Here is a 17,955-nt window from a genome sequence, read left to right as displayed (position 1 = left end):
TTCGCTCAGATGTCCTGGGTGTCGTGCTTGTCTTGCTTGTCCTGCTGGCTCTCGGGCTTTTGCCCTTCGCCGCCGAGGGTGTCGTTCAGCGCTTGCTGGGCAGCCTCGTTGGTCTTGTCGATTGCCTGCTTGGCCGACTCGGCTGCCTGGTTCAACACCTGCTGCGCGGATTTCTCGGCCTGGTCGCACCCGGCCGTGGCCAGCAGCGCCAAGGCCAGTACCAACGGGGTGCCGATGGATTTCAGTTGTAGCATGGTGTCCTCGCTTGTCGATATTCGACGGCGCATGCGGCGCCTGATGGACTGGGATTCTAGAGCGCGTGATAGTTCAGGAAAATTCGTATTTTCAGCTGTTATACTTCGGTTTTTACGAATCCAGACGAGATAGCATGCTCAACTATCGTCAGCTTCATTATTTCTGGGTGGTCGCCCGCACCGGCAGCATCACCCGCGCCAGCGAGCAATTGAACCTCACGCCACAGACCATCAGCGGACAGATCAGCCTGTTCGAGCAGACCTACAACCTTGAGCTGTTCCAGCGCGTGGGCCGGCAACTGGAACTGACCGAAACCGGTCGCCAGACACTGGCCTACGCCGAGCAGATGTTCCAGATCGGCAGCGAGCTGGAGACCTTGCTGCGCGCAGGGCCCGAGGAACAGATCCTGTTTCGCGTGGGAGTGGCCGATGTGGTGCCCAAGTCCATCGTCTACCGCTTGCTGGCACCGACCATGGAGCTGGACGAGGTGCTGCGCATCAACTGCCGCGAAGACAAGCTCGAACGTCTGCTCGCGGACCTGGCGATCCAGCGCCTTGACCTGGTGATCTCCGACAGCCCCATGCCCAGTCACCTGGACATCAAGGGTTACAGCCAGAAACTGGGTGAGTGCGGCCTGAGCTTTTTCGCTACCTCCACGCTGGCCAAGCGCTTGCAACTGCCCTTCCCCGCCTGCCTGAACGATGCGCCGCTGCTGATTCCAGGGCAGGAAACCGTGGTCCGCAGCCGTCTGCTGCGCTGGCTGGCCGAGCAGCAGGTGCAGCCGCGTATCGTCGGCGAATTCGACGACAGCGCCTTGATGCAAGCGTTTGGCCAATCCGGCAGTGGAATCTTCGTGGCACCCAGCGTGATTGCCGATGAGGTGTGCCGCCAGTACGGGGTCGAGCTGATCGGCCAGACCGAGGCGGTGCATGAATCGTTCTACGCGATTTCGGTGGAGCGCAAGGTCAAGCATCCGGGGATCGTCGCGATCACCGAGGGGGCGCGGCGGGAGCTGTTCAACTGGTGAGCGCGGCCAGGCTTTGGCCGGCGCGCCGACGTCGGCCATGTCCTACAGATGCTGTGCTACAGTTCGCGGTTCGTTCAAACCCGAGACACGCTGCACATGACCCCTGTTTTTCGTTTTCTCAGCCGCACCAGCCTGGTGACACAGATCATCATCGGCCTGGCTGCCGGTATCGCCCTGGCGCTGGTCGCCCCGAGCCTGGCCCGAGATCTTGGATTCCTCGGCAAGGTATTCGTCTCGGCGCTCAAGGCCGTGGCGCCAATCCTGGTGTTCGTGCTGGTCATCGCCTCCATCGCCAACCATCAACAGGGCCAGCAGACCCATATCCGTCCGATCCTCTGGCTCTACCTGCTGAGCACCTTCGGTGCAGCGGTGGTGGCCGTGGTGGCGAGCATGACGTTCCCTTCAATGCTGGTACTGAGCTCCGGGCAGGCCACGCTGGCGGCTCCCGGTGGCATCAGCGAAGTGCTGCAGGGCCTGCTGCTGAGCGCGGTGGACAACCCGGTCAGCGCGCTGGTAAATGCCAACTTCATCGGCATCCTGACCTGGGCCATCGGCCTGGGCGTGGTATTGCGCCGGGCCGGCAAGGCCACCCGCGGGGTGATCGACGACCTGTCCAACGGCGTGACGCAACTGGTGCGCGTGGTGATCCGCTTCGCGCCGCTGGGGATCTTCGGCCTGGTCAGCTCGACCCTGGCCGAATCGGGCCTGGACGCCTTGCTGGGCTACTTGCACCTGCTGAGCGTGCTGATCGGTTGCATGCTGTTCGTGGCACTGGTGATGAACCCGCTGATCGTGTTCTGGCAGATTCGCCGCAACCCTTACCCGCTGACCTTGCTGTGCCTGCGTGAAAGCGGCATCACCGCGTTCTTCACCCGCAGCTCGGCGGCCAACATCCCGGTGAACCTGGCGCTGGCCCAGCGCCTGGGCGTGCATGAAGATACCTATTCGGTGTCGATTCCGCTGGGCGCGACCATCAACATGGCCGGCGCGGCGATCACCATCACCGTACTGACCCTGGCTGCGGTGCATACCCTGGGGATTGCCATCGACCTGCCCACTGCCGTGCTGCTCAGCGTGGTGGCGGCGGTTTGCGCCTGCGGCGCCTCGGGCGTGGCCGGCGGTTCGCTGCTGCTGATCCCCCTGGCCTGCAGCCTGTTCGGCATCCCCAGCGAGATCGCCATGCAGGTGGTGGCTGTCGGCTTCATCATCGGCGTGCTGCAGGATTCGGCGGAAACCGCATTGAATTCCTCGACCGACGTGCTGTTCACCGCAGCTGCGTGCGAGGCCATCGAGCGCCGGACCGCCTGAGGCGGGCGACATCGATGGCAGCAATTGCCTAAGCCCGGCGCAGGGCCTAGGCTAGTGGCCTTTTCCTAGCAACGAGAAAGGGCCATGTCAGAACACGAAACCGCAGGCGAAGGCCGCTTCAACAGCGTCGAGATCCGTATCCTCGGCGCACTGATCGAGAAGCAGGCCACCAGCCCGGAAAGTTATCCGCTGACCCTCAATGCCCTGGTCCTGGCCTGCAACCAGAAGACCAGCCGGGAACCGGTGATGAACCTCTCCCCCGGCCAGGTCGGCCAGGCGCTGCGCGCGCTGGAAGGCCAGGACATGACCCGCCTGCAGATGGGCAGCCGCGCCGACCGCTGGGAGCAGCGGGTGGACAAGGCACTGGAACTGGTGCCCGCGCAACTGGTGCTGATGGGGCTGATGTTCCTGCGCGGTCCGCAGACCCTCAACGAATTGCTGACCCGCAGCAATCGCCTGCACGACTTCGAAGACGTCGACCAGGTCCAGCATCAGCTGGAGCGCCTGGTTTCGCGTGAACTGGCCCTGCACCTGCCGCGCCAGCCTGGCCAGCGCGAAGACCGCTACACCCATGCCCTGGGCGATCCGGCAGAGATCGAGGCGATCCTCGCCGCCCGCCAGCAGGAAGGCGGCTCACGGGGTGCGGCCGGCAGTGCTTCGGACGAGCGAATCGAAGCGCTGGAAGCCCGGGTTGCGGCACTGGAAGCGCGGCTGGCCGAGCTCGGAGGCTGAGTCAGGGCTGGTCAGGTTCGGGGAAATTGCGGCAGCTCTTGCGTTCGGCCAGTTCCTGGTCGCTAGGGCGCTGGTCTACGAACACGGTACGGCCGTCGGGGTAGATTTCCAGATAGCCCCAGTGCAGGTCCTGCTCCAGCTGACCGGGCTTGGGTGGCACCAGCCACCAGGGTTCTCGGCTGATCGGGATCATGGCGCGATTCCTGAGAGAGTCTGCGTCAAGCATAGACACCCTCGGAGAATGCTTTGTTTCTGCGGGCCTCATCGCGGGACAAGCCCGCGATGAGGCCCCCGCTGACTTACGCCGGCGCCGAAGTACGGATCAGGTGATCGAAGGCTGCCAGCGACGCCTTGGCGCCCTCGCCTACAGCAATGACGATCTGCTTGTAAGGCACCGTGGTCACGTCACCGGCGGCGAACACACCAGGGATGCTGGTCTGGCCCTTGGCGTCGACGATGATCTCGCCACGCGGCGACAGCTCGACTGTGCCCTTGAGCCAATCGGTGTTCGGCAGCAGGCCGATCTGCACGAAGATGCCCTCGAGCGCCAGCTCGTGGATCTCGTTGCTGGTGCGGTCCTCGTAGCGCAGGCCGGTGACCTTCTCGCCGTTACCCAGCACTTCCTTGGTCAGGGCGCTGGTGATCACCTTGACGTTCGGCAGGCTGTGCAGCTTGCGTTGCAGCACCGCATCGGCGCGCAGCTGGCTGTCGAACTCGATCAGCGTCACCTGGGCGACGATACCGGCCAGGTCGATGGCCGCTTCCACACCCGAGTTGCCGCCGCCGATCACCGCCACACGCTTGCCCTTGAACAGCGGGCCGTCGCAGTGCGGGCAGTAGGCCACGCCACGGGCGCGGTATTCCTGCTCGCCGGGCACGTTCATCTCGCGCCAGCGGGCACCGGTGGCGAGGATCACGGTCTTGGCCTTGAGCGAGGCGCCGCTGGCCAGGCGCACTTCGTGCAGGCCGCCAGCGCTGGCTGGAATCAGCGCCTCACCGCGCTGCAGGTTCATGATGTCGACGTCGTACTGCTTGACGTGTTCTTCCAGTGCAGTGGCCAGCTTCGGCCCTTCTGTCTCCTGCACGGAGATGAAGTTCTCGATCGCCAGGGTGTCGAGCACCTGGCCACCGAAGCGCTCGGCTGCGACACCGGTACGGATGCCTTTGCGTGCCGCATAGATGGCTGCCGCAGCGCCCGCAGGCCCACCGCCGACCACCAGTACGTCGAAGGCGTCCTTGGCGTTGATCTTCTCGGCCTGGCGGCTGCCGGCGCTGGTGTCGATCTTGCCGAGGATTTCTTCCAGGCCCATGCGGCCCTGGCCGAACAGCTCACCATTGAGGTAGATGCTCGGGACCGCCATGATCTTGCGCGACTCGACTTCTGCCTGGAACAGCGCACCGTCGATGGCGACGTGGCGGATGCCGGGGTTGAGCACCGCCATCAGGTTCAGAGCCTGGACCACGTCCGGGCAGTTCTGGCACGACAGCGAGAAGTAGGTCTCGAAGGTGAACTCGCCTTCCAGCGCCTGGATCTGCTCGATCACTTCGGCGCTGGCCTTGGACGGATGGCCACCGACTTGCAGCAGCGCCAGTACCAGGGAGGTGAATTCGTGACCCATGGGGATGCCGGCGAAGCGCAGGCTGATATCGCCCCCGGGACGGTTGAGCGAGAACGAAGGGCGACGCGCGTCGCTGCCGTCCTCGCGCAGGGTAATGAGGTTCGACAGGCCGGCGATTTCCACCAGCAGGTCGTGCATTTCACGGGACTTCGCGCCGTCGTCGAGGGAAGCAACGATCTCGATCGGCTGGGTGACCCGCTCCAGGTAGGTTTTCAGTTGCGATTTAAGCGTGGCGTCCAACATACGGGGCGATTCCTTTTACAAAACTCGGATACAAAAACGCCCAGGCGAGGTCGCCCGGGCGCTTGACGGGGCAGTGAGTACTTCAGCTGTGGCGGCTGCTCACCGCCCTCGGTTGCTGCATGACCTTAGATCTTGCCGACCAGGTCCAGCGACGGCGCCAGAGTGGCTTCGCCTTCTTTCCACTTGGCCGGGCAGACTTCGCCTGGGTGAGCGGCAACGTACTGGGCAGCCTTGACCTTGCGCAGCAGCTCGGCGGCATCACGACCTACACCACCGTCGTTCAGTTCGACGATCTTGATCTGGCCTTCCGGGTTGATCACGAAGGTACCGCGATCGGCCAGGCCGGCTTCTTCGATCAGCACGTCGAAGTTGCGCGAGATGACGTGGGTCGGGTCACCGATCAGCGGGTACTGGATCTTGCCGATGGTGTCCGAGGTGTCGTGCCAGGCTTTGTGGGTGAAGTGGGTGTCGGTGGACACGCCGTAGATCTCGACGCCCAGCTTCTGGAACTCGGCGTAGTTGTCAGCGAGGTCACCCAGTTCGGTCGGGCAGACGAAGGTGAAGTCGGCCGGGTAGAAGAACACTACCGACCATTTGCCTTTCAGGTCGGCTTCGCTGACCTGGACGAACTCGCCTTTGTGGTAGGCAGTGGCGTTGAACGGTTTGACCTGGCTGTTGATGATTGGCATCGGAAACGCTCCTTCGAGGTGGGTTAACTTGGGGTGAGTAACTTTCGATGGAGTAATCCTATCCAATGACATGGGCAATGGCTCATTGGCAAACCTCATGTTGGTGATTGGTTTTGGCTATAAGCTGCCCGGGCGATAGATTTTTTCATTCCTATGCTTCATCAGCCTGCAGCGACCTGTACGTCGAGGCGGCGTCTGGGGGGCTCTGTCGGTGAGTGGTTGATCCGGCAAATGAAACAACCATGACAGTGGTAGGGATCACTGCCTGAGGCAGCAGGAAACACGCTGCGGGCCCCACTGTCCGAGGCCCGCAGAAAACCGTGAATTTTCAGCGAGTTACAGTACGCATCGTGACGAACTCTTCTGCGGCAGTCGGATGCACGCCGATGGTCTCGTCGAATTGCTGCTTGGTGGCACCAGCCTTCACCGCGATCCCCAGGCCCTGGATGATCTCGCCGGCGTCCGGCCCGACCATGTGGCAGCCCAGGACCTTGTCGGTCTCGGCATCGACCACCAGTTTCATCAGGGTCTTTTCCTGCAGGTCGGTGAGAGTGAGCTTCATGGCACGGAAACGGCTTTCGAACACCTGGATCTTGTGCCCGGCAGCCAGCGCCTGCTCTTCGGTCAGGCCGACGGTGCCGATCGGCGGCTGGCTGAAGACGGCCGTGGGGATGTTCTGGTAGTCCACCGGCCGGTATTGCTCGGGCTTGAACAGGTGGCGGGCCACGGCCATGCCTTCGGCGAGGGCGACCGGTGTGAGTTGCACGCGACCGATCACATCGCCCAGGGCGTAGACCGAGGGCTCGGTGGTGCGGTACAGGTCGTCGACACGGATGTAGCCGCGCTCGTCGAGCTCGACGCCGGTGTTTTCCAGGCCCAGGTTGTCCAGCATCGGACGCCGGCCAGTGGCGTAGAACACACAGTCGGCGATCAGCTCGCGACCGTCCTTGAGCGTGGCCTTGAGGCTGCCATCGGCCTGCTTGTCGATGCGCTGGATGTCGGCATTGAACTGCAGGTCGAGCCCGCGCTTTTCCAGCTCTTCCTTCAGATGAGTGCGCACCGAGCCATCGAAGCCGCGCAGGAACAGGTCGCCGCGGTACAGCAAGGTGGTGTCGGCGCCCAGGCCCTGGAAGATGCCCGCGAACTCGACGGCGATGTAGCCGCCACCGACCACCAGCACCCGCCGTGGCAGCGCCTTGAGGTAGAACGCCTCGTTCGAGGTGATCGCCAGTTCCTTGCCGGGGATGTCCGGCACCTGCGGCCAGCCGCCGGTGGCGATGAGGATGTTGGCGGCGCTGTAGCGCCGGCCCTCGACCTCGACCTCGTGGGCACCGGTCATGCGTGCGTGACCTTCGAGCAGCGTCACCCCGCTGTTGACCAGCAGGTTGCGGTAGATACCGTTGAGGCGCTCGATCTCGCGGTTCTTGTTGCCGATCAGGGTGCCCCAGTCGAAGTGCCCTTCCTCGAGCGTCCAGCCGTAGCCGGCGGCCTGCTCCAGTTCATCGGCGACGTGTGCGCCGAACACCAGCAGTTTTTTCGGCACGCAGCCGACGTTGACGCAGGTGCCTCCCAGGTAACGGCTCTCGGCCACCGCCACCTTCGCACCGAAACCCGCAGCGAAGCGCGCGGCCCGTACACCGCCGGAACCGGCGCCAATCACGAACAGATCAAAATCGTAGGCCACTTTCCACACTCCACAAAAAAAGCCACCCGAGGGTGGCTCTTTTCGTGGCGCGCTGCAAGCGTCAGGCAGCAAGAAAAATCACGCTACAGCACAGGCTCGGACTCAGTAGGCCTTGCCGGTCTTGTAGTAGTTCTCGAAGCAGAAGTTGGTGGCGTCGATGTAGCCTTCGGCGCCGCCGCAGTCGAAACGCTTGCCCTTGAACTTGTAGGCGATGACGCAGCCGTTCTGCGCCTGCTGCATCAGGGCGTCGGTGATCTGGATCTCGCCACCCTTGCCCGGCTCGGTGCTGGCGATGATGTCGAAGATGTCCGGGGTCAGGATGTAGCGGCCGATGATCGCCAGGTTCGACGGCGCGTCTTCAGGCTTGGGTTTCTCGACCATGTTGGTCACGCGGAAGATGTCGTCGCGGATCATGTCGCCGGCGATCACGCCGTACTTGTTGGTTTCCTGCGGGTCGACTTCCTGGATGGCGACGATCGAGCAGCGGAACTGGTTGTACAGCTTGACCATCTGGGTCAGTACGCCGTCACCTTCCGGGTTGACGCACAGGTCGTCGGCCAGCACCACGGCGAACGGTTCGTCACCGATCAGCGGGCGGCCGGTGAGGATGGCGTGGCCCAGGCCTTTCATTTCGGTCTGGCGGGTGTAGGAGAACGAGCACTCGTCGAGCAGGCGACGGATACCGACCAGGTATTTTTCCTTGTCGGTGCCCTTGATCTGGTTTTCCAGCTCGTAGCTGATGTCGAAGTGGTCTTCCAGGGCGCGCTTGCCGCGACCGGTGACGATCGAGATCTCGCTGAGGCCAGCGTCCAGCGCTTCCTCAACGCCGTACTGGATCAGTGGCTTGTTGACCACCGGCAGCATTTCCTTGGGCATGGCTTTGGTAGCGGGCAGGAAGCGGGTGCCGTAGCCGGCTGCCGGGAACAAGCATTTTTTGATCATATACATCCTTAAACAAGGGCTGGGCCTGTGGTATTCGGCGCAGTCTAATCAGGCGGCAGTCACCTTACAATGCCCTACCTGCGGCCGACCGATGCCATGATAGAGATAACCCAGTGTAGATAGTTCCGACGGATCGTAAATATTGCGGCCGTCGAACAGCACCGGCATGCGCATCAGGCCTCTGATGCGGCGGAAGTCCGGCTGGCGGAACTGCTTCCATTCGGTCACCAGCACCAGCGCGTCCGTACCCTCCACACAGGCGTAGGGATCATCGAGCAGCCGCAGCTGACCACTGGCCACGGCCTGCGCATGGATCGCCGCCACACCGGCCAGCGCCGCAGGATCACAGGCCTGGACCCGCACCCCGGCCGCCAGCAGCGCATCCAGCAAGACCAGGCTCGGCGCCTCGCGCAGGTCATCGGTGCCCGGCTTGAAGGACAGCCCCCACAGCGCCACGCAGCGGCCACGTATGAAACCGCCGAAATGCTGTTGCAGCGCCTGGAACAGCAAGGTCTTCTGCTGCGCATTGCGCGCCTGCACCGCACGCAGGATGGCCGGGGCGTAGCCATGCTGCTCGGCGGTATGGATCAGCGCGCGGACATCCTTGGGGAAGCACGAGCCGCCATAGCCACAACCGGCATAGATGAAATCGCTGCCGATACGCCGGTCGCTGCCAATGCCGCGACGCACCTGTTCGATGTCCACGTCCAGCTCGGCGCACAGGCCGGCCAGTTCGTTGACGAAGGAAATCTTGGTGGCCAGGAAGGCGTTGGCCGCGTACTTGCTGAACTCGGCCGCACGCGGACGCATCAGCAGCACCCGCTCGCGGTTGCGCACGAAGGGTGCGTAGAGGCGCTGCAGGCATTGACCGGCGGTATCGCTGTCGGTGCCGATGATGATCCGGTCAGGACGCATGAAGTCCTCGACGGCGCTGCCCTCCTTGAGAAACTCAGGATTGCTCGCCACTTCCACGGCAAACCCCGCACCACGCTCGCGCAGGCCGATCCCGACCTGGCGGGCGACCCGCTCGGCGGTGCCCACGGGCACGGTGGACTTGTTGACCACCAGGCACGGGCGCATCAGGTGCCGCCCCAGGCTGTCGGCCACCGCCAGCACATGCTGCAGGTCGGCAGAGCCGTCCTCGTGACTGGGCGTGCCCACGGCAATGAACACCACCTCGGCCCGCGCCAGGGCCTGGTCCCATTGCTCGGTGAAGCTGAGGAGGCCGCTGTGCAGCCCTTCCTGCAGCAACGCGGCAAGCCCCGGCTCGTAGATCGGGCACTGGCCCTGGCGCAACTGCGCCAGGCGGCTGCGGTCACGCTCCAGGCAAACCACGCGGTTGCCCATTTCGGCGAAACAGGCCGCGGTGACCAGCCCCACATACCCCGCCCCGATCACACAGAGTTCCATGGCCGCACTCCTTGAGGAAGATACGGCCATTGCACCCTGCCGACGGTTGCAGGGCCGTGACAGCCCTGCGGCGCGAAGATGACAGCGGGTTGGGGATCAACCGCCGATACCCTGCCCGACCAGCACGCCATCGACCTTCTGCCCGTAAAGGTTGACGCCGTCGTTGGCATGGAACTTCAGCCGGGTCTTCTCGATGGAGCCCTCGACCAGCCGCGGATCCTGCGGTCGCTCATGGCGGTTGATCCATGCCGCGACGTCCCATGCCTGCTGGTCGCTCAGGCTGCCCGGCTTGCCCAGCGGCATGTTGTACTTGATGAAGGACGCGGCGGTGTTGATCCGGTGCATGCCCGCCCCCCAGTTGTAGGCGTCGCGCCCCCACAACGGTGGCATGACGTACTCACCGGCGACCTTCTGCCCCTGGCCCTGGTCGCCGTGGCAGATCGCGCACTGCTCGCGGTACACCTGCTGGCCACGCTTGAAGTCGTAGCCGTCCTTGGGTTGCGGCACCTCGGGATAGCCGCGACCCGGTGTTTCCACGCCAGTGCGGGTACCGGTGGCCAGCCAGTAGGCATACACGCTCAAGGCCGTCATCTGCGGGCTGTCGGCGGCAGGCGGCTTGCCATTCATGCTGAACTGGAAGCAACCCTGAATGCGCTCGGCATAGGTGTTGACCTTGTCGTTCTTCTTGCGATAGGCCGGATACATCGGATAGGCGCCCCACAATGGCGCGGAATGGGCCATGCGCCCCTGGTCGAGGTGGCAATTGCTGCAGTTCATGCCGTTGCCGACCGCCTCGGGCATCAGGCGCCGGGTGTCGACGAACAGGGCATGGCCCTCACGGACCATCTGACCGAAGGCATTGTCCGGCAGCGTGGTTTCCGCCGGTGGCACGAACAGCGGGGTGTCCTGGCTGGCGGGCACCTTGAGCTGCGATTGATCCTCCATGGCGATCGGCGCGGCATGGGCAGCGCCGGAGCTCAGCAACAGGCTGGCGATCAGGATCCTCATGGCTTCACCTCCGGGCTGGCAGCATGGGCAAAGTAGTCGGCGACCGCCGTCACCTCGGCATCGGTCATGGCCTTGGCCACACCGACCATCAGCTGGTTGGGATCGTTGCTGCGCGAGCCGTCGCGCCAGGCGTTGAGCTGGGCGACCAGGTAGGCCGCCGGCTGCCCGGCCAGTGGCGGGAAGTGCTCGCCCACTCCTGCCCCGCCCGGCCCGTGGCATTGCACGCAGCCTGGGATGTGCCGGCTCCAGTCACCGTACAGGGCCAGGCGAACGGTGCTGTCGGTGGCTATCTGCTGGCGACGCAGGTCAGGCACCGGGTCGGATGGCTGCGCCGCCAGCCAGGTACTGACCGCAGCGATTTCCTCATCGCCCAGCGCCTTGGCCAACGGCTCCATGACCGGTTGCTTGCGGCTGCCAGTGCGAAAGTCTTCGAGCTGCTTGCGCAGGTAACCGGCAGGCAGGCCGGAAAGGCGGGGAAAGCCGGCGGCGGCGATGCCTTTGCCGTCAGGACCATGACAGCCCAGGCAGGCCATGGCGGCGGGGTTCTGCCCGCCCTGGGTGAAGATCTTCTGGCCGTCGGCGGCATGCGCCGTGGGCCAGGCCAGGATCAGCAAGCTGCCGATCACGACGCGACTCATCGGGTTCATCAGGGACACTCCATTTCCTTGTTATAAGCTTAGTCTTAAAAGACATAAGGGAAATGGATACTAGCCCTGACCGGCAAACCGGAACATTGTCCCTACAGGCCACAAGGCCTTGGCCGGACGATTAACGGCTCAACGCTTGAGCTGGATCAAGAACCGGAGATGCACTGGGTGGCCGCCGTGCGCACATCGCCCAGGCGCAGCGGGAAGTTGTTCAAGCGCTCGTGCAGCTTGATGGCGCTGCCGCTGCCGCGCTTGTCGATATCGAACAGCGCTGCAGGGCCTGCCCCGGAAGTGAGCTTCTGCGGCACGATCAGGCGCAGGCCGTCGCCACGGGCTTCCTCGACCAGCGGATCACGGCTGTCGTCGAGCTTGTGCTTGACGCAATCGGCGTACTCGCGCGGGGTCTTGCCGGAAATCACATCCAGCGTTTCGCGCGACTGCTCCAGCTCCGAAACACTGACACAACCGCCCAGTACCAGCGTTGCCGCGGCCATCAACCACTTCATTCGTCACACCTCTGCCAATCAAAGAAATCGTTCGACAATGTCCGGGCGGTTTTGCTCCCTGCTTTGGCAGAATTATCCCTGGCCCGGGCGTCGAGCCCGCCAGTATATCCCGACATCGTGGTATCTTGACGGTTTGCAGAACCAACCTCGCGGAGCCCCACATGAAATTCGTCCACCAGCGCGAGCACCTCAACGAGGACGACATCGTCGTCATCGAGTGCTCCCAGCGCTGCAACATCCGCCTGATGAACGACGCCAACTTCCGCAGCTTCAAGAATGGCGGCCGTCACACCTACCACGGCGGCCTGTTCGATCGCTTCCCGGCCAAGATCAACGTGCCCAGCACCGGTTTCTGGAACATCACCCTCGATGCCGTGACCACGCGCCCGATCTCGGTGACACGCAAGCCGGCCTTCACCCACAAGATCAAGATCATCCGTCGCTCGTCGTCGAAACTCGGATAACGCCTGCCATGACCCAAAACCTCAAATACGTGATCAAGTACAAGCTCGACGGTCAGCGCCGCTGGGACTTCGCGGTGCTGCCCGACGCCTCCCACGAGCAGGCACTCGAGGCCCTGCGCAAGATCCATGGCGATGACGCCGACAAGGTCAGCGACATCCAAGTCAGCAAGGCCCTGTAACGCCCGCCCAGGCACTTTCGCCGAGGATCCGCCCATGAGCACCTGGAAAGACCGCCGCATTCTCGACCTGCTGGGTATCGAGTTGCCCATTCTCCAGGCGCCCATGGCCGGCGCCGGTGGCTCGGCCCTGGCCATTGCCGTGGGTAACGCCGGAGGCCTGGGCGCCCTGCCCTGCGCCATGCTCACGCGGGAGCAGGTGCACGCTGAAATCACCGCGTTTCGCGCCGCCTGCAACGGCCCGCTGAACCTGAATTTCTTCTGCCACCCGGTGCCGACCGCGGATGCCGAGCGCGATGCCCGCTGGAAACAGGCGCTCAAGCCTTACTACGATGAGGTGGGTGCCGACTTCGAGGCGCCGACGCCGCTGTCCAACCGCGCGCCCTTCGACGAACAGGGCTGCCGGCTGGTCGAGGCGGTGCGTCCAGAGGTGGTGAGCTTCCACTTCGGGCTGCCGGCCCAGGACCTGCTGCAACGGGTCAAGGCCAGCGGCGCACGGGTGCTGTCCAGCGCCACCACGGTCGTGGAAGCGCTGTGGCTGGAGCGCCACGGCTGCGATGCGATCATTGCCATGGGCTACGAAGCCGGCGGCCATCGCGCAATGTTCCTCAGCGATGACATCACCAGCCAGATCGGCACCTTCGCCCTGGTTCCGCAGATTGCCGACGCGGTGCGCGTACCGGTGATCGCGGCCGGCGGCATCGGTGACCATCGCGGCCTGGTTGCCGCCCTCGCCCTGGGCGCCTCGGCCGTGCAGATCGGTACCGCCTACCTGTTCAGCCCGCAGGCCAAGGTGTCTGCCGCGCACCGCCGGGCGCTGGACAACGCGCCGGCCAGCGACACGGCATTGACCAACCTGTTCACCGGCCGCCCGGCGCGCGGCATCAACAACCGGATCATGCGCGAACTCGGCCCCATGAGCCCACTGGCTCCACGCTTCCCGCTGGCCGGTGGAGCACTGATGCCATTGCGCGCCATCACCGACCCGCAGGGCAATAGCGACTTCAGCAACCTGTGGGCCGGCCAGGCGCTGCGCCTGGGGCGGCACATCGATGCCGCAGCACTGACCCAGGACATCGCGCAGCAGGCCCTGGCACAGCTCGGTCGCTGCTAGCCTGCTGCGCGATACGCGGCTCAGGCCAGCACCACCTGCCCGTCCGCCAGCCCCTGGCCCGCTATGCCCACCAGGGTCACGCTGTCGCCACCAAAGCTGAGCACCAGGTCATTCCCGGCCTGGCTCAGGTGATCGCGCCAGTCGGGCGCTGCAGTGCCACCTTCCACCCCGATGAACAGCAGACGGTCCTGGCTGCCGAAGTCGAGCACCCGGTCCTGCCCGAAATGCCCGCTGAACAGGAAGGTGTCCTGACCGCCGCCGCCGCTGAGCACATCGTTGCCTGCGCCCCCGACCAGCACGTCGTTGCCCGCCCCGCCCACCAGGCGGTCGTCGCCCTCCAGCCCGAACAGCCAATACCCCTGGTTGCCTGCCACCAGTTGGTCGCCGCCCTGCCCGCCGCTGAGCGACAAGGCATAGGGGTCGAGCTTGCCGCTGCTCAGCAGCCCCTCGGCCGTGATGCTGTGACTGACCTCCTTGCTGAAGAACACCAGGCTGCTTTCCTTGCTGACCAGCGTCTCGACATTGCGCACCAGGCTGATTCCACCTGCATCATCGCGCACGTAGACCGTGCCTTCGCCGTCACGGGCGATGGAGAAACGCGCCAGCGCCTGGTCGAGCTTGAGGGTGTCGTGGCCGCTACCGCCATCGATCAGGTTGAAGCCGCCGTCGTCGCGCAAGGTGTCGTTGCCGGCACCACCGTATAGATAGTCGTTACCTCGCCCGCCACGGATCAGATCGTCCTGGGCCGAGCCGACGATGAAGGTGCTGCCGGTATGCGGCTCGGCATTGCGGTTGAGGTCCTGCACCCAGGTCGAGCCTCGGGTGGCATCGGACAGGTTGCTGACCACGACGGTGGAGTCGCGGCTGGTCCAGGGGTAGAACGGCGAATCCAGCACCCGCCCCAGGCCCTCGGCATAGGCGGCCGGCAGGTGCGAGAGCCAGGTGGCGATGTTGCCGATGGAGAACGGCAGCAGGTTCCAGGCATCGGAGGCGTAGTGGTCGTTGAAGTTGACGATGTTGTCGGTGGTCGAGGGCTTGGCGGCGTCGTGCACGCCCAGGGTGGCCCAGGTCGTGGAGGTGCCGTCGAGCACCCGGAACACCGGGTCGTTCTCGTAGCCGATGTTGAGCACCTTGTCGGGGTCGCTGGCCTGGGTGGGCGAGGCGAAGGCGACATAGCGCGCATCCTGGTAGAAACCGCCCCAGCGCGACGCACTGAGGTCGGCCAGGCTGTTGACCGCCAGCCCGCCGAGGCTGTGGCCGCTGACGGTGATGTCGGCGCCCGACAGGCCATGCGCCGAGGCATACGCCGCAACATCCTCCAGCAGACGGCCGAAGGCATTGCCCGCATAGTCGCGCGCATAGCCCGCAGGGCCGATTGCTGCGAGCAGATCGTTGATGGCATCGCCCAGGGTGTCGCCGATCAGGTTCTCCCGCGGGCCGCTGGTGCCGCGAAAGGCGATGCCGATGCCGGTGAGCTGGCCGTTGTCGGCGTAGCGGCCGAGGATCTCGACCTGGGCGCTGGTGTAGCCCGGCGCCTCGCCATGAAAGGTGCCGCGGGCATCGGTCTTGCCGTGGTAGCCCAGTTGCGCGGCGCTGATCGGCGTCCAGCCCGCAGCCTTGACCTGGGCCAGCGCCCTGGCTTCGGAGTCCGGGTTCCACGGGATGCCGGGAATCACGCCCTGGCTGTCGGTGCCGCCGATCAAGGCCTTGACCAGGGTGGCCGGCAGGCCGAGGCCGAAGCCGTGTTGCTGGTAACCGGCGGCAAAGCCGTCGTCGATGCCATGGTAGGCGTACACGGCCAGGGCCATGGCATCCTTGTAGAGCGCAGAAGAGGCAGCAGCGTCGAGCTGACGGTAAGCGAAGAGTGGCATGGTCTGACTTCCCTGTTGTTGTCGGTTCAAGCCCCAGCGACATCGTCCGGTGACACATCTGGCAGGCAACGACCACGCTTGCACGGAACCGGGCAGTCATCCAAATCGCAATGCCTGGGCATTCGCGCCAAAAGTGCAGACATATTTCCTGGCAAAAAGCTGTACATGCATACAGATAACGCTTGCCTGCGCCGCCCGGCTTGCGCATCCTGTCACCCGACACCCTCGATGAAGCGTTCCTGGCCATGCGCCTGTTTCTCTGCGAAAAGCCCTCCCAGGCAAAAGACATCGCCAAGGTCCTTGGCGCCCACCGCAAGGCCGACGGCTGCTGGCAAGGCAGCGATGTCTGCGTGACCTGGTGCATCGGCCACCTGCTCGAGACCGCCCCTCCCGACAGCTATGACGCACGCTACAAGCGCTGGTCGCTGGATGACCTGCCGATCATCCCGGAAAAATGGAAGATGCTGGTCAAGCCCAGGACCGCCAGCCAGTTCAAGGCAGTCAAGCGCCTGCTCGGCGAAGCGCGGGAACTGGTGATCGCCACCGATGCCGACCGTGAAGGTGAAATGATCGCCCGCGAACTGGTCGAGCACTGCCGCTATCGCGGCCCCATCCAGCGCCTGTGGCTGTCGGCGCTGGACGACGCCTCGATCCGCAAGGCCCTGGCCCGCCTGCGCCCCGGCGACGAAACCTTCAGCCTCTACCATTCGGCGCTTGGCCGCTCGCGCGCCGACTGGCTGATCGGCATGAACATGAGCCGCCTGTTCACCCTGCTCGGGCGCCAGTCCGGCTACCAGGGCGTGTTGCCGGTAGGCCGGGTGCAGACGCCGACCTTGCGCCTGGTGGTCGATCGCGACCGCAGCATTGCCGATTTCGTGCCCGTGCCGTTCTGGGCCATCGAGGTACAGCTGGCACACGCGGGCAGCCTGTTCACCGCCCAGTGGCGCGCAGCGCAAGACGCCTGCGACGACCAGGGCCGCTGCCTGAACCAGGCGCTCGCCCGGGAGGCGGCCAGCCAGATGCAGGCCGCCGCCAGCGCCCGGGTGCTCAAGGTGCAGACCGAGCGGGTGCGCGAAGCCGCGCCCCTGCCCTTCGACCTCGGTACCCTGCAGGAACTGTGCTCGAAGAAGTTCGGCCTCGGTGCCCAGGAAACCCTCGACATCGCCCAGGCGCTCTACGAAACCCACAAGCTGATCACCTACCCGCGCAGCGACTGCGGCTACCTGCCGCTCAGCCAGCACGCCGAGGCACCGGCGATTCTGGCAGCGCTGCAGCGCGCCGACGCCAGCCTCGCGCCCCTGCAGCCGCACCTCGAGCCGCAGCGCCGCTCGCGGGCCTGGAACGACGCCAAGGTCAGTGCCCACCACGGCATCATCCCCACCGCCGCCGCCAGCGACCCGGCGCGCCTGCCGCCCAAGTACAAGGCGGTCTACAGCCTGATTCGCGCGCGCTACCTGGCGCAGTTCCTGCCCAACCACGAGTACGACCGCACCCAGGTCGAACTGACCTGTGCCGGCCATGCCCTGCGCGCAGTGGGCAAGCAGATCGTCGAGCCCGGCTGGCGCCGCGCCCTGCCCGAGGCGCTCACCCCCACCAAGGGCCGCGAAGCGGCGCCGGCGCAAGTCCTGCCGGTGTTGCGCGAAGGCGACGACTGCAGGGTGCAGGAGGTGCAGCTCAAAGACCTCTGGACCCAACCGCCCAAGCCCTTCACCGAAGGCGACCTGATCAAGGCGATGAAGAATGTCGCCAGGCTGGTGGACGACCCCAAGCTCAAGCAGAAGCTCAAGGAAACCACCGGCATCGGCACCGAAGCGACCCGCGCCAGCATCATCCAGGGCCTGCTCGAGCGCGGCTATCTGGTCAAGAACGGCAAGGCGCTGTCCGCCACTGCGGCAGCGTTCAGCCTGATCGACGCGGTTCCGCGGGCCATCGCCGACCCTGGCACCACCGCGATCTGGGAACAGGCGCTGGACATGGTGCAGAGCGGTGAGATGAGCCTTGAAGAATTCGTCACCCGGCAATCGGCCTGGATGGGCAAGCTGGTCCAACGCTGCGCCGGCATGCGCCTGACCATCAGCGGCCCGCCCGTGCCTGCCGGCGGCAAGGGCGCGCCCTGGAAGAAGAAACGCCGCAGCGCCGCCAAGAGCAAACCCAGCGCCAGCAAGGCTGCGAGCGGGTCAGGCAAGCCTGCACGCCGTCGGCCGGCAAAGGCCACCTGACGACGCCACCACGATCACACCACGGCGTGTGTCGCCGCTGC

General features: G+C 64.9%; 18 protein-coding genes. 7 read left to right on the top strand and 11 right to left on the bottom strand.

The window, feature by feature from the left end; all coding sequences use genetic code 11:
• Positions 1-5: 5 nt before the first annotated feature.
• On the bottom strand, positions 6-254 hold the full coding sequence (locus AC1TXO_RS10140; protein ID WP_486406178.1) for a hypothetical protein: 249 nt from the start codon (positions 252-254) through the stop codon (positions 6-8).
• A 134-nt stretch (positions 255-388) separates the two neighbouring features.
• Here AC1TXO_RS10140 and nhaR point away from each other — a divergent pair, with 134 nt between their 5' ends.
• The 3 genes from nhaR (at position 389) to AC1TXO_RS10125 (ending at position 3,322) form a co-directional block, all read left to right on the top strand.
• Complete coding sequence (gene nhaR, locus AC1TXO_RS10135; protein ID WP_486406177.1) at positions 389-1,282, top strand: transcriptional activator NhaR; 894 nt, start codon at positions 389-391, stop codon at positions 1,280-1,282.
• Positions 1,283-1,378: 96 nt separating this feature from the next.
• Positions 1,379-2,590, top strand: coding sequence for a serine/threonine transporter SstT (gene sstT, locus AC1TXO_RS10130; protein WP_486406176.1), 1,212 nt, complete (start codon positions 1,379-1,381; stop codon positions 2,588-2,590).
• Between the two features lie 84 nt (positions 2,591-2,674).
• Positions 2,675-3,322: a YceH family protein gene (locus AC1TXO_RS10125; protein WP_486406175.1), complete on the top strand. Its 648-nt coding sequence runs from the start codon at positions 2,675-2,677 to the stop codon at positions 3,320-3,322.
• Position 3,323: 1 nt separating this feature from the next.
• Here AC1TXO_RS10125 and AC1TXO_RS10120 read toward each other — a convergent pair whose 3' ends face one another.
• From AC1TXO_RS10120 to AC1TXO_RS10080, 9 genes are all read right to left on the bottom strand, one after another.
• Positions 3,324-3,515, bottom strand: coding sequence for a hypothetical protein (locus AC1TXO_RS10120; protein WP_486406174.1), 192 nt, complete (start codon positions 3,513-3,515; stop codon positions 3,324-3,326).
• 106 nt (positions 3,516-3,621) lie between these two features.
• Positions 3,622-5,184, bottom strand: a complete 1,563-nt coding sequence (ahpF, locus tag AC1TXO_RS10115) for an alkyl hydroperoxide reductase subunit F (RefSeq protein ID WP_486406173.1) — start codon at positions 5,182-5,184, stop codon at positions 3,622-3,624.
• A 125-nt stretch (positions 5,185-5,309) separates the two neighbouring features.
• A complete protein-coding gene (ahpC, locus tag AC1TXO_RS10110; protein WP_004375926.1) occupies positions 5,310-5,873 on the bottom strand; it encodes an alkyl hydroperoxide reductase subunit C in 564 nt (187 codons plus the stop codon).
• Positions 5,874-6,201: 328 nt separating this feature from the next.
• Complete coding sequence (gene gorA / locus AC1TXO_RS10105) at positions 6,202-7,557, bottom strand: glutathione-disulfide reductase (RefSeq protein ID WP_486406172.1); 1,356 nt, start codon at positions 7,555-7,557, stop codon at positions 6,202-6,204.
• 102 nt (positions 7,558-7,659) lie between these two features.
• Positions 7,660-8,499 carry a UTP--glucose-1-phosphate uridylyltransferase GalU gene (galU, locus tag AC1TXO_RS10100; RefSeq protein ID WP_486406171.1) on the bottom strand — a complete coding sequence of 280 codons (840 nt, stop codon included), beginning with the start codon at positions 8,497-8,499 and terminating at the stop codon, positions 7,660-7,662.
• A gap of 48 nt (positions 8,500-8,547) precedes the next feature.
• Positions 8,548-9,909, bottom strand: coding sequence for a UDP-glucose dehydrogenase family protein (locus AC1TXO_RS10095; RefSeq protein WP_486406170.1), 1,362 nt, complete (start codon positions 9,907-9,909; stop codon positions 8,548-8,550).
• Between the two features lie 96 nt (positions 9,910-10,005).
• Positions 10,006-10,917: a c-type cytochrome gene (locus AC1TXO_RS10090; protein ID WP_486406169.1), complete on the bottom strand. Its 912-nt coding sequence runs from the start codon at positions 10,915-10,917 to the stop codon at positions 10,006-10,008.
• Complete coding sequence (locus AC1TXO_RS10085) at positions 10,914-11,564, bottom strand: c-type cytochrome (protein WP_486406168.1); 651 nt, start codon at positions 11,562-11,564, stop codon at positions 10,914-10,916. Before AC1TXO_RS10085 ends, AC1TXO_RS10090 begins: the two co-directional genes overlap by 4 nt.
• A 146-nt stretch (positions 11,565-11,710) precedes the next feature.
• Positions 11,711-12,070 carry a hypothetical protein gene (locus AC1TXO_RS10080; protein ID WP_486406167.1) on the bottom strand — a complete coding sequence of 120 codons (360 nt, stop codon included), beginning with the start codon at positions 12,068-12,070 and terminating at the stop codon, positions 11,711-11,713.
• A gap of 161 nt (positions 12,071-12,231) precedes the next feature.
• Here AC1TXO_RS10080 and AC1TXO_RS10075 point away from each other — a divergent pair, with 161 nt between their 5' ends.
• From AC1TXO_RS10075 to AC1TXO_RS10065, 3 genes are read left to right on the top strand one after another with little or no spacing between them, the layout of a single operon-like run.
• Positions 12,232-12,534, top strand: coding sequence for a DUF1883 domain-containing protein (locus AC1TXO_RS10075; RefSeq protein WP_486406166.1), 303 nt, complete (start codon positions 12,232-12,234; stop codon positions 12,532-12,534).
• 8 nt (positions 12,535-12,542) lie between these two features.
• The gene (locus AC1TXO_RS10070) at positions 12,543-12,713 is read left to right on the top strand and encodes a hypothetical protein (RefSeq protein WP_486406165.1); all 171 of its coding nucleotides are present in this window, start codon (positions 12,543-12,545) and stop codon (positions 12,711-12,713) included.
• 34 nt (positions 12,714-12,747) lie between these two features.
• Positions 12,748-13,824, top strand: coding sequence for an NAD(P)H-dependent flavin oxidoreductase (locus AC1TXO_RS10065; protein ID WP_486406164.1), 1,077 nt, complete (start codon positions 12,748-12,750; stop codon positions 13,822-13,824).
• Between the two features lie 20 nt (positions 13,825-13,844).
• Here AC1TXO_RS10065 and AC1TXO_RS10060 read toward each other — a convergent pair whose 3' ends face one another.
• Entirely contained in the window at positions 13,845-15,695 is a 1,851-nt protein-coding gene (locus AC1TXO_RS10060) for a polyurethane esterase (RefSeq protein WP_486406163.1), read from the bottom strand.
• 245 nt (positions 15,696-15,940) lie between these two features.
• Here AC1TXO_RS10060 and AC1TXO_RS10055 point away from each other — a divergent pair, with 245 nt between their 5' ends.
• Positions 15,941-17,914 (top strand): DNA topoisomerase III, encoded by a 1,974-nt coding sequence (locus tag AC1TXO_RS10055; protein WP_486406824.1) that lies wholly within the window; start codon positions 15,941-15,943, stop codon positions 17,912-17,914.
• The last annotated feature ends 41 nt before the right edge of the window (positions 17,915-17,955 follow it).

The organism is Pseudomonas sp. FA117, from assembly GCF_057370475.1.
Note: the sequence above shows the minus strand (reverse complement) of the source record. Positions and strands in the feature narration are given on the sequence as shown.

What these genes read in the sequence shown, in the direction of transcription:
- AC1TXO_RS10060 (WP_486406163.1), bottom strand. Translation starts at nt 15,695, where the DNA reads ATGCCACTCTTCGCTTACCGTCAGCTCGACGCTGCTGCCTCTTCTGCG.
- AC1TXO_RS10120 (WP_486406174.1), bottom strand. Translation starts at nt 3,515, where the DNA reads ATGATCCCGATCAGCCGAGAACCCTGGTGGCTGGTGCCACCCAAGCCC.
- AC1TXO_RS10125 (WP_486406175.1), top strand. Translation starts at nt 2,675, where the DNA reads ATGTCAGAACACGAAACCGCAGGCGAAGGCCGCTTCAACAGCGTCGAG.
- AC1TXO_RS10085 (WP_486406168.1), bottom strand. Translation starts at nt 11,564, where the DNA reads ATGAACCCGATGAGTCGCGTCGTGATCGGCAGCTTGCTGATCCTGGCC.
- AC1TXO_RS10075 (WP_486406166.1), top strand. Translation starts at nt 12,232, where the DNA reads ATGAAATTCGTCCACCAGCGCGAGCACCTCAACGAGGACGACATCGTC.
- sstT (WP_486406176.1), top strand. Translation starts at nt 1,379, where the DNA reads ATGACCCCTGTTTTTCGTTTTCTCAGCCGCACCAGCCTGGTGACACAG.
- AC1TXO_RS10055 (WP_486406824.1), top strand. Translation starts at nt 15,941, where the DNA reads ATGCGCCTGTTTCTCTGCGAAAAGCCCTCCCAGGCAAAAGACATCGCC.
- AC1TXO_RS10065 (WP_486406164.1), top strand. Translation starts at nt 12,748, where the DNA reads ATGAGCACCTGGAAAGACCGCCGCATTCTCGACCTGCTGGGTATCGAG.
- nhaR (WP_486406177.1), top strand. Translation starts at nt 389, where the DNA reads ATGCTCAACTATCGTCAGCTTCATTATTTCTGGGTGGTCGCCCGCACC.
- AC1TXO_RS10090 (WP_486406169.1), bottom strand. Translation starts at nt 10,917, where the DNA reads ATGAGGATCCTGATCGCCAGCCTGTTGCTGAGCTCCGGCGCTGCCCAT.
- AC1TXO_RS10140 (WP_486406178.1), bottom strand. Translation starts at nt 254, where the DNA reads ATGCTACAACTGAAATCCATCGGCACCCCGTTGGTACTGGCCTTGGCG.
- ahpF (WP_486406173.1), bottom strand. Translation starts at nt 5,184, where the DNA reads ATGTTGGACGCCACGCTTAAATCGCAACTGAAAACCTACCTGGAGCGG.
- AC1TXO_RS10080 (WP_486406167.1), bottom strand. Translation starts at nt 12,070, where the DNA reads ATGAAGTGGTTGATGGCCGCGGCAACGCTGGTACTGGGCGGTTGTGTC.
- ahpC (WP_004375926.1), bottom strand. Translation starts at nt 5,873, where the DNA reads ATGCCAATCATCAACAGCCAGGTCAAACCGTTCAACGCCACTGCCTAC.
- galU (WP_486406171.1), bottom strand. Translation starts at nt 8,499, where the DNA reads ATGATCAAAAAATGCTTGTTCCCGGCAGCCGGCTACGGCACCCGCTTC.
- AC1TXO_RS10095 (WP_486406170.1), bottom strand. Translation starts at nt 9,909, where the DNA reads ATGGAACTCTGTGTGATCGGGGCGGGGTATGTGGGGCTGGTCACCGCG.
- AC1TXO_RS10070 (WP_486406165.1), top strand. Translation starts at nt 12,543, where the DNA reads ATGACCCAAAACCTCAAATACGTGATCAAGTACAAGCTCGACGGTCAG.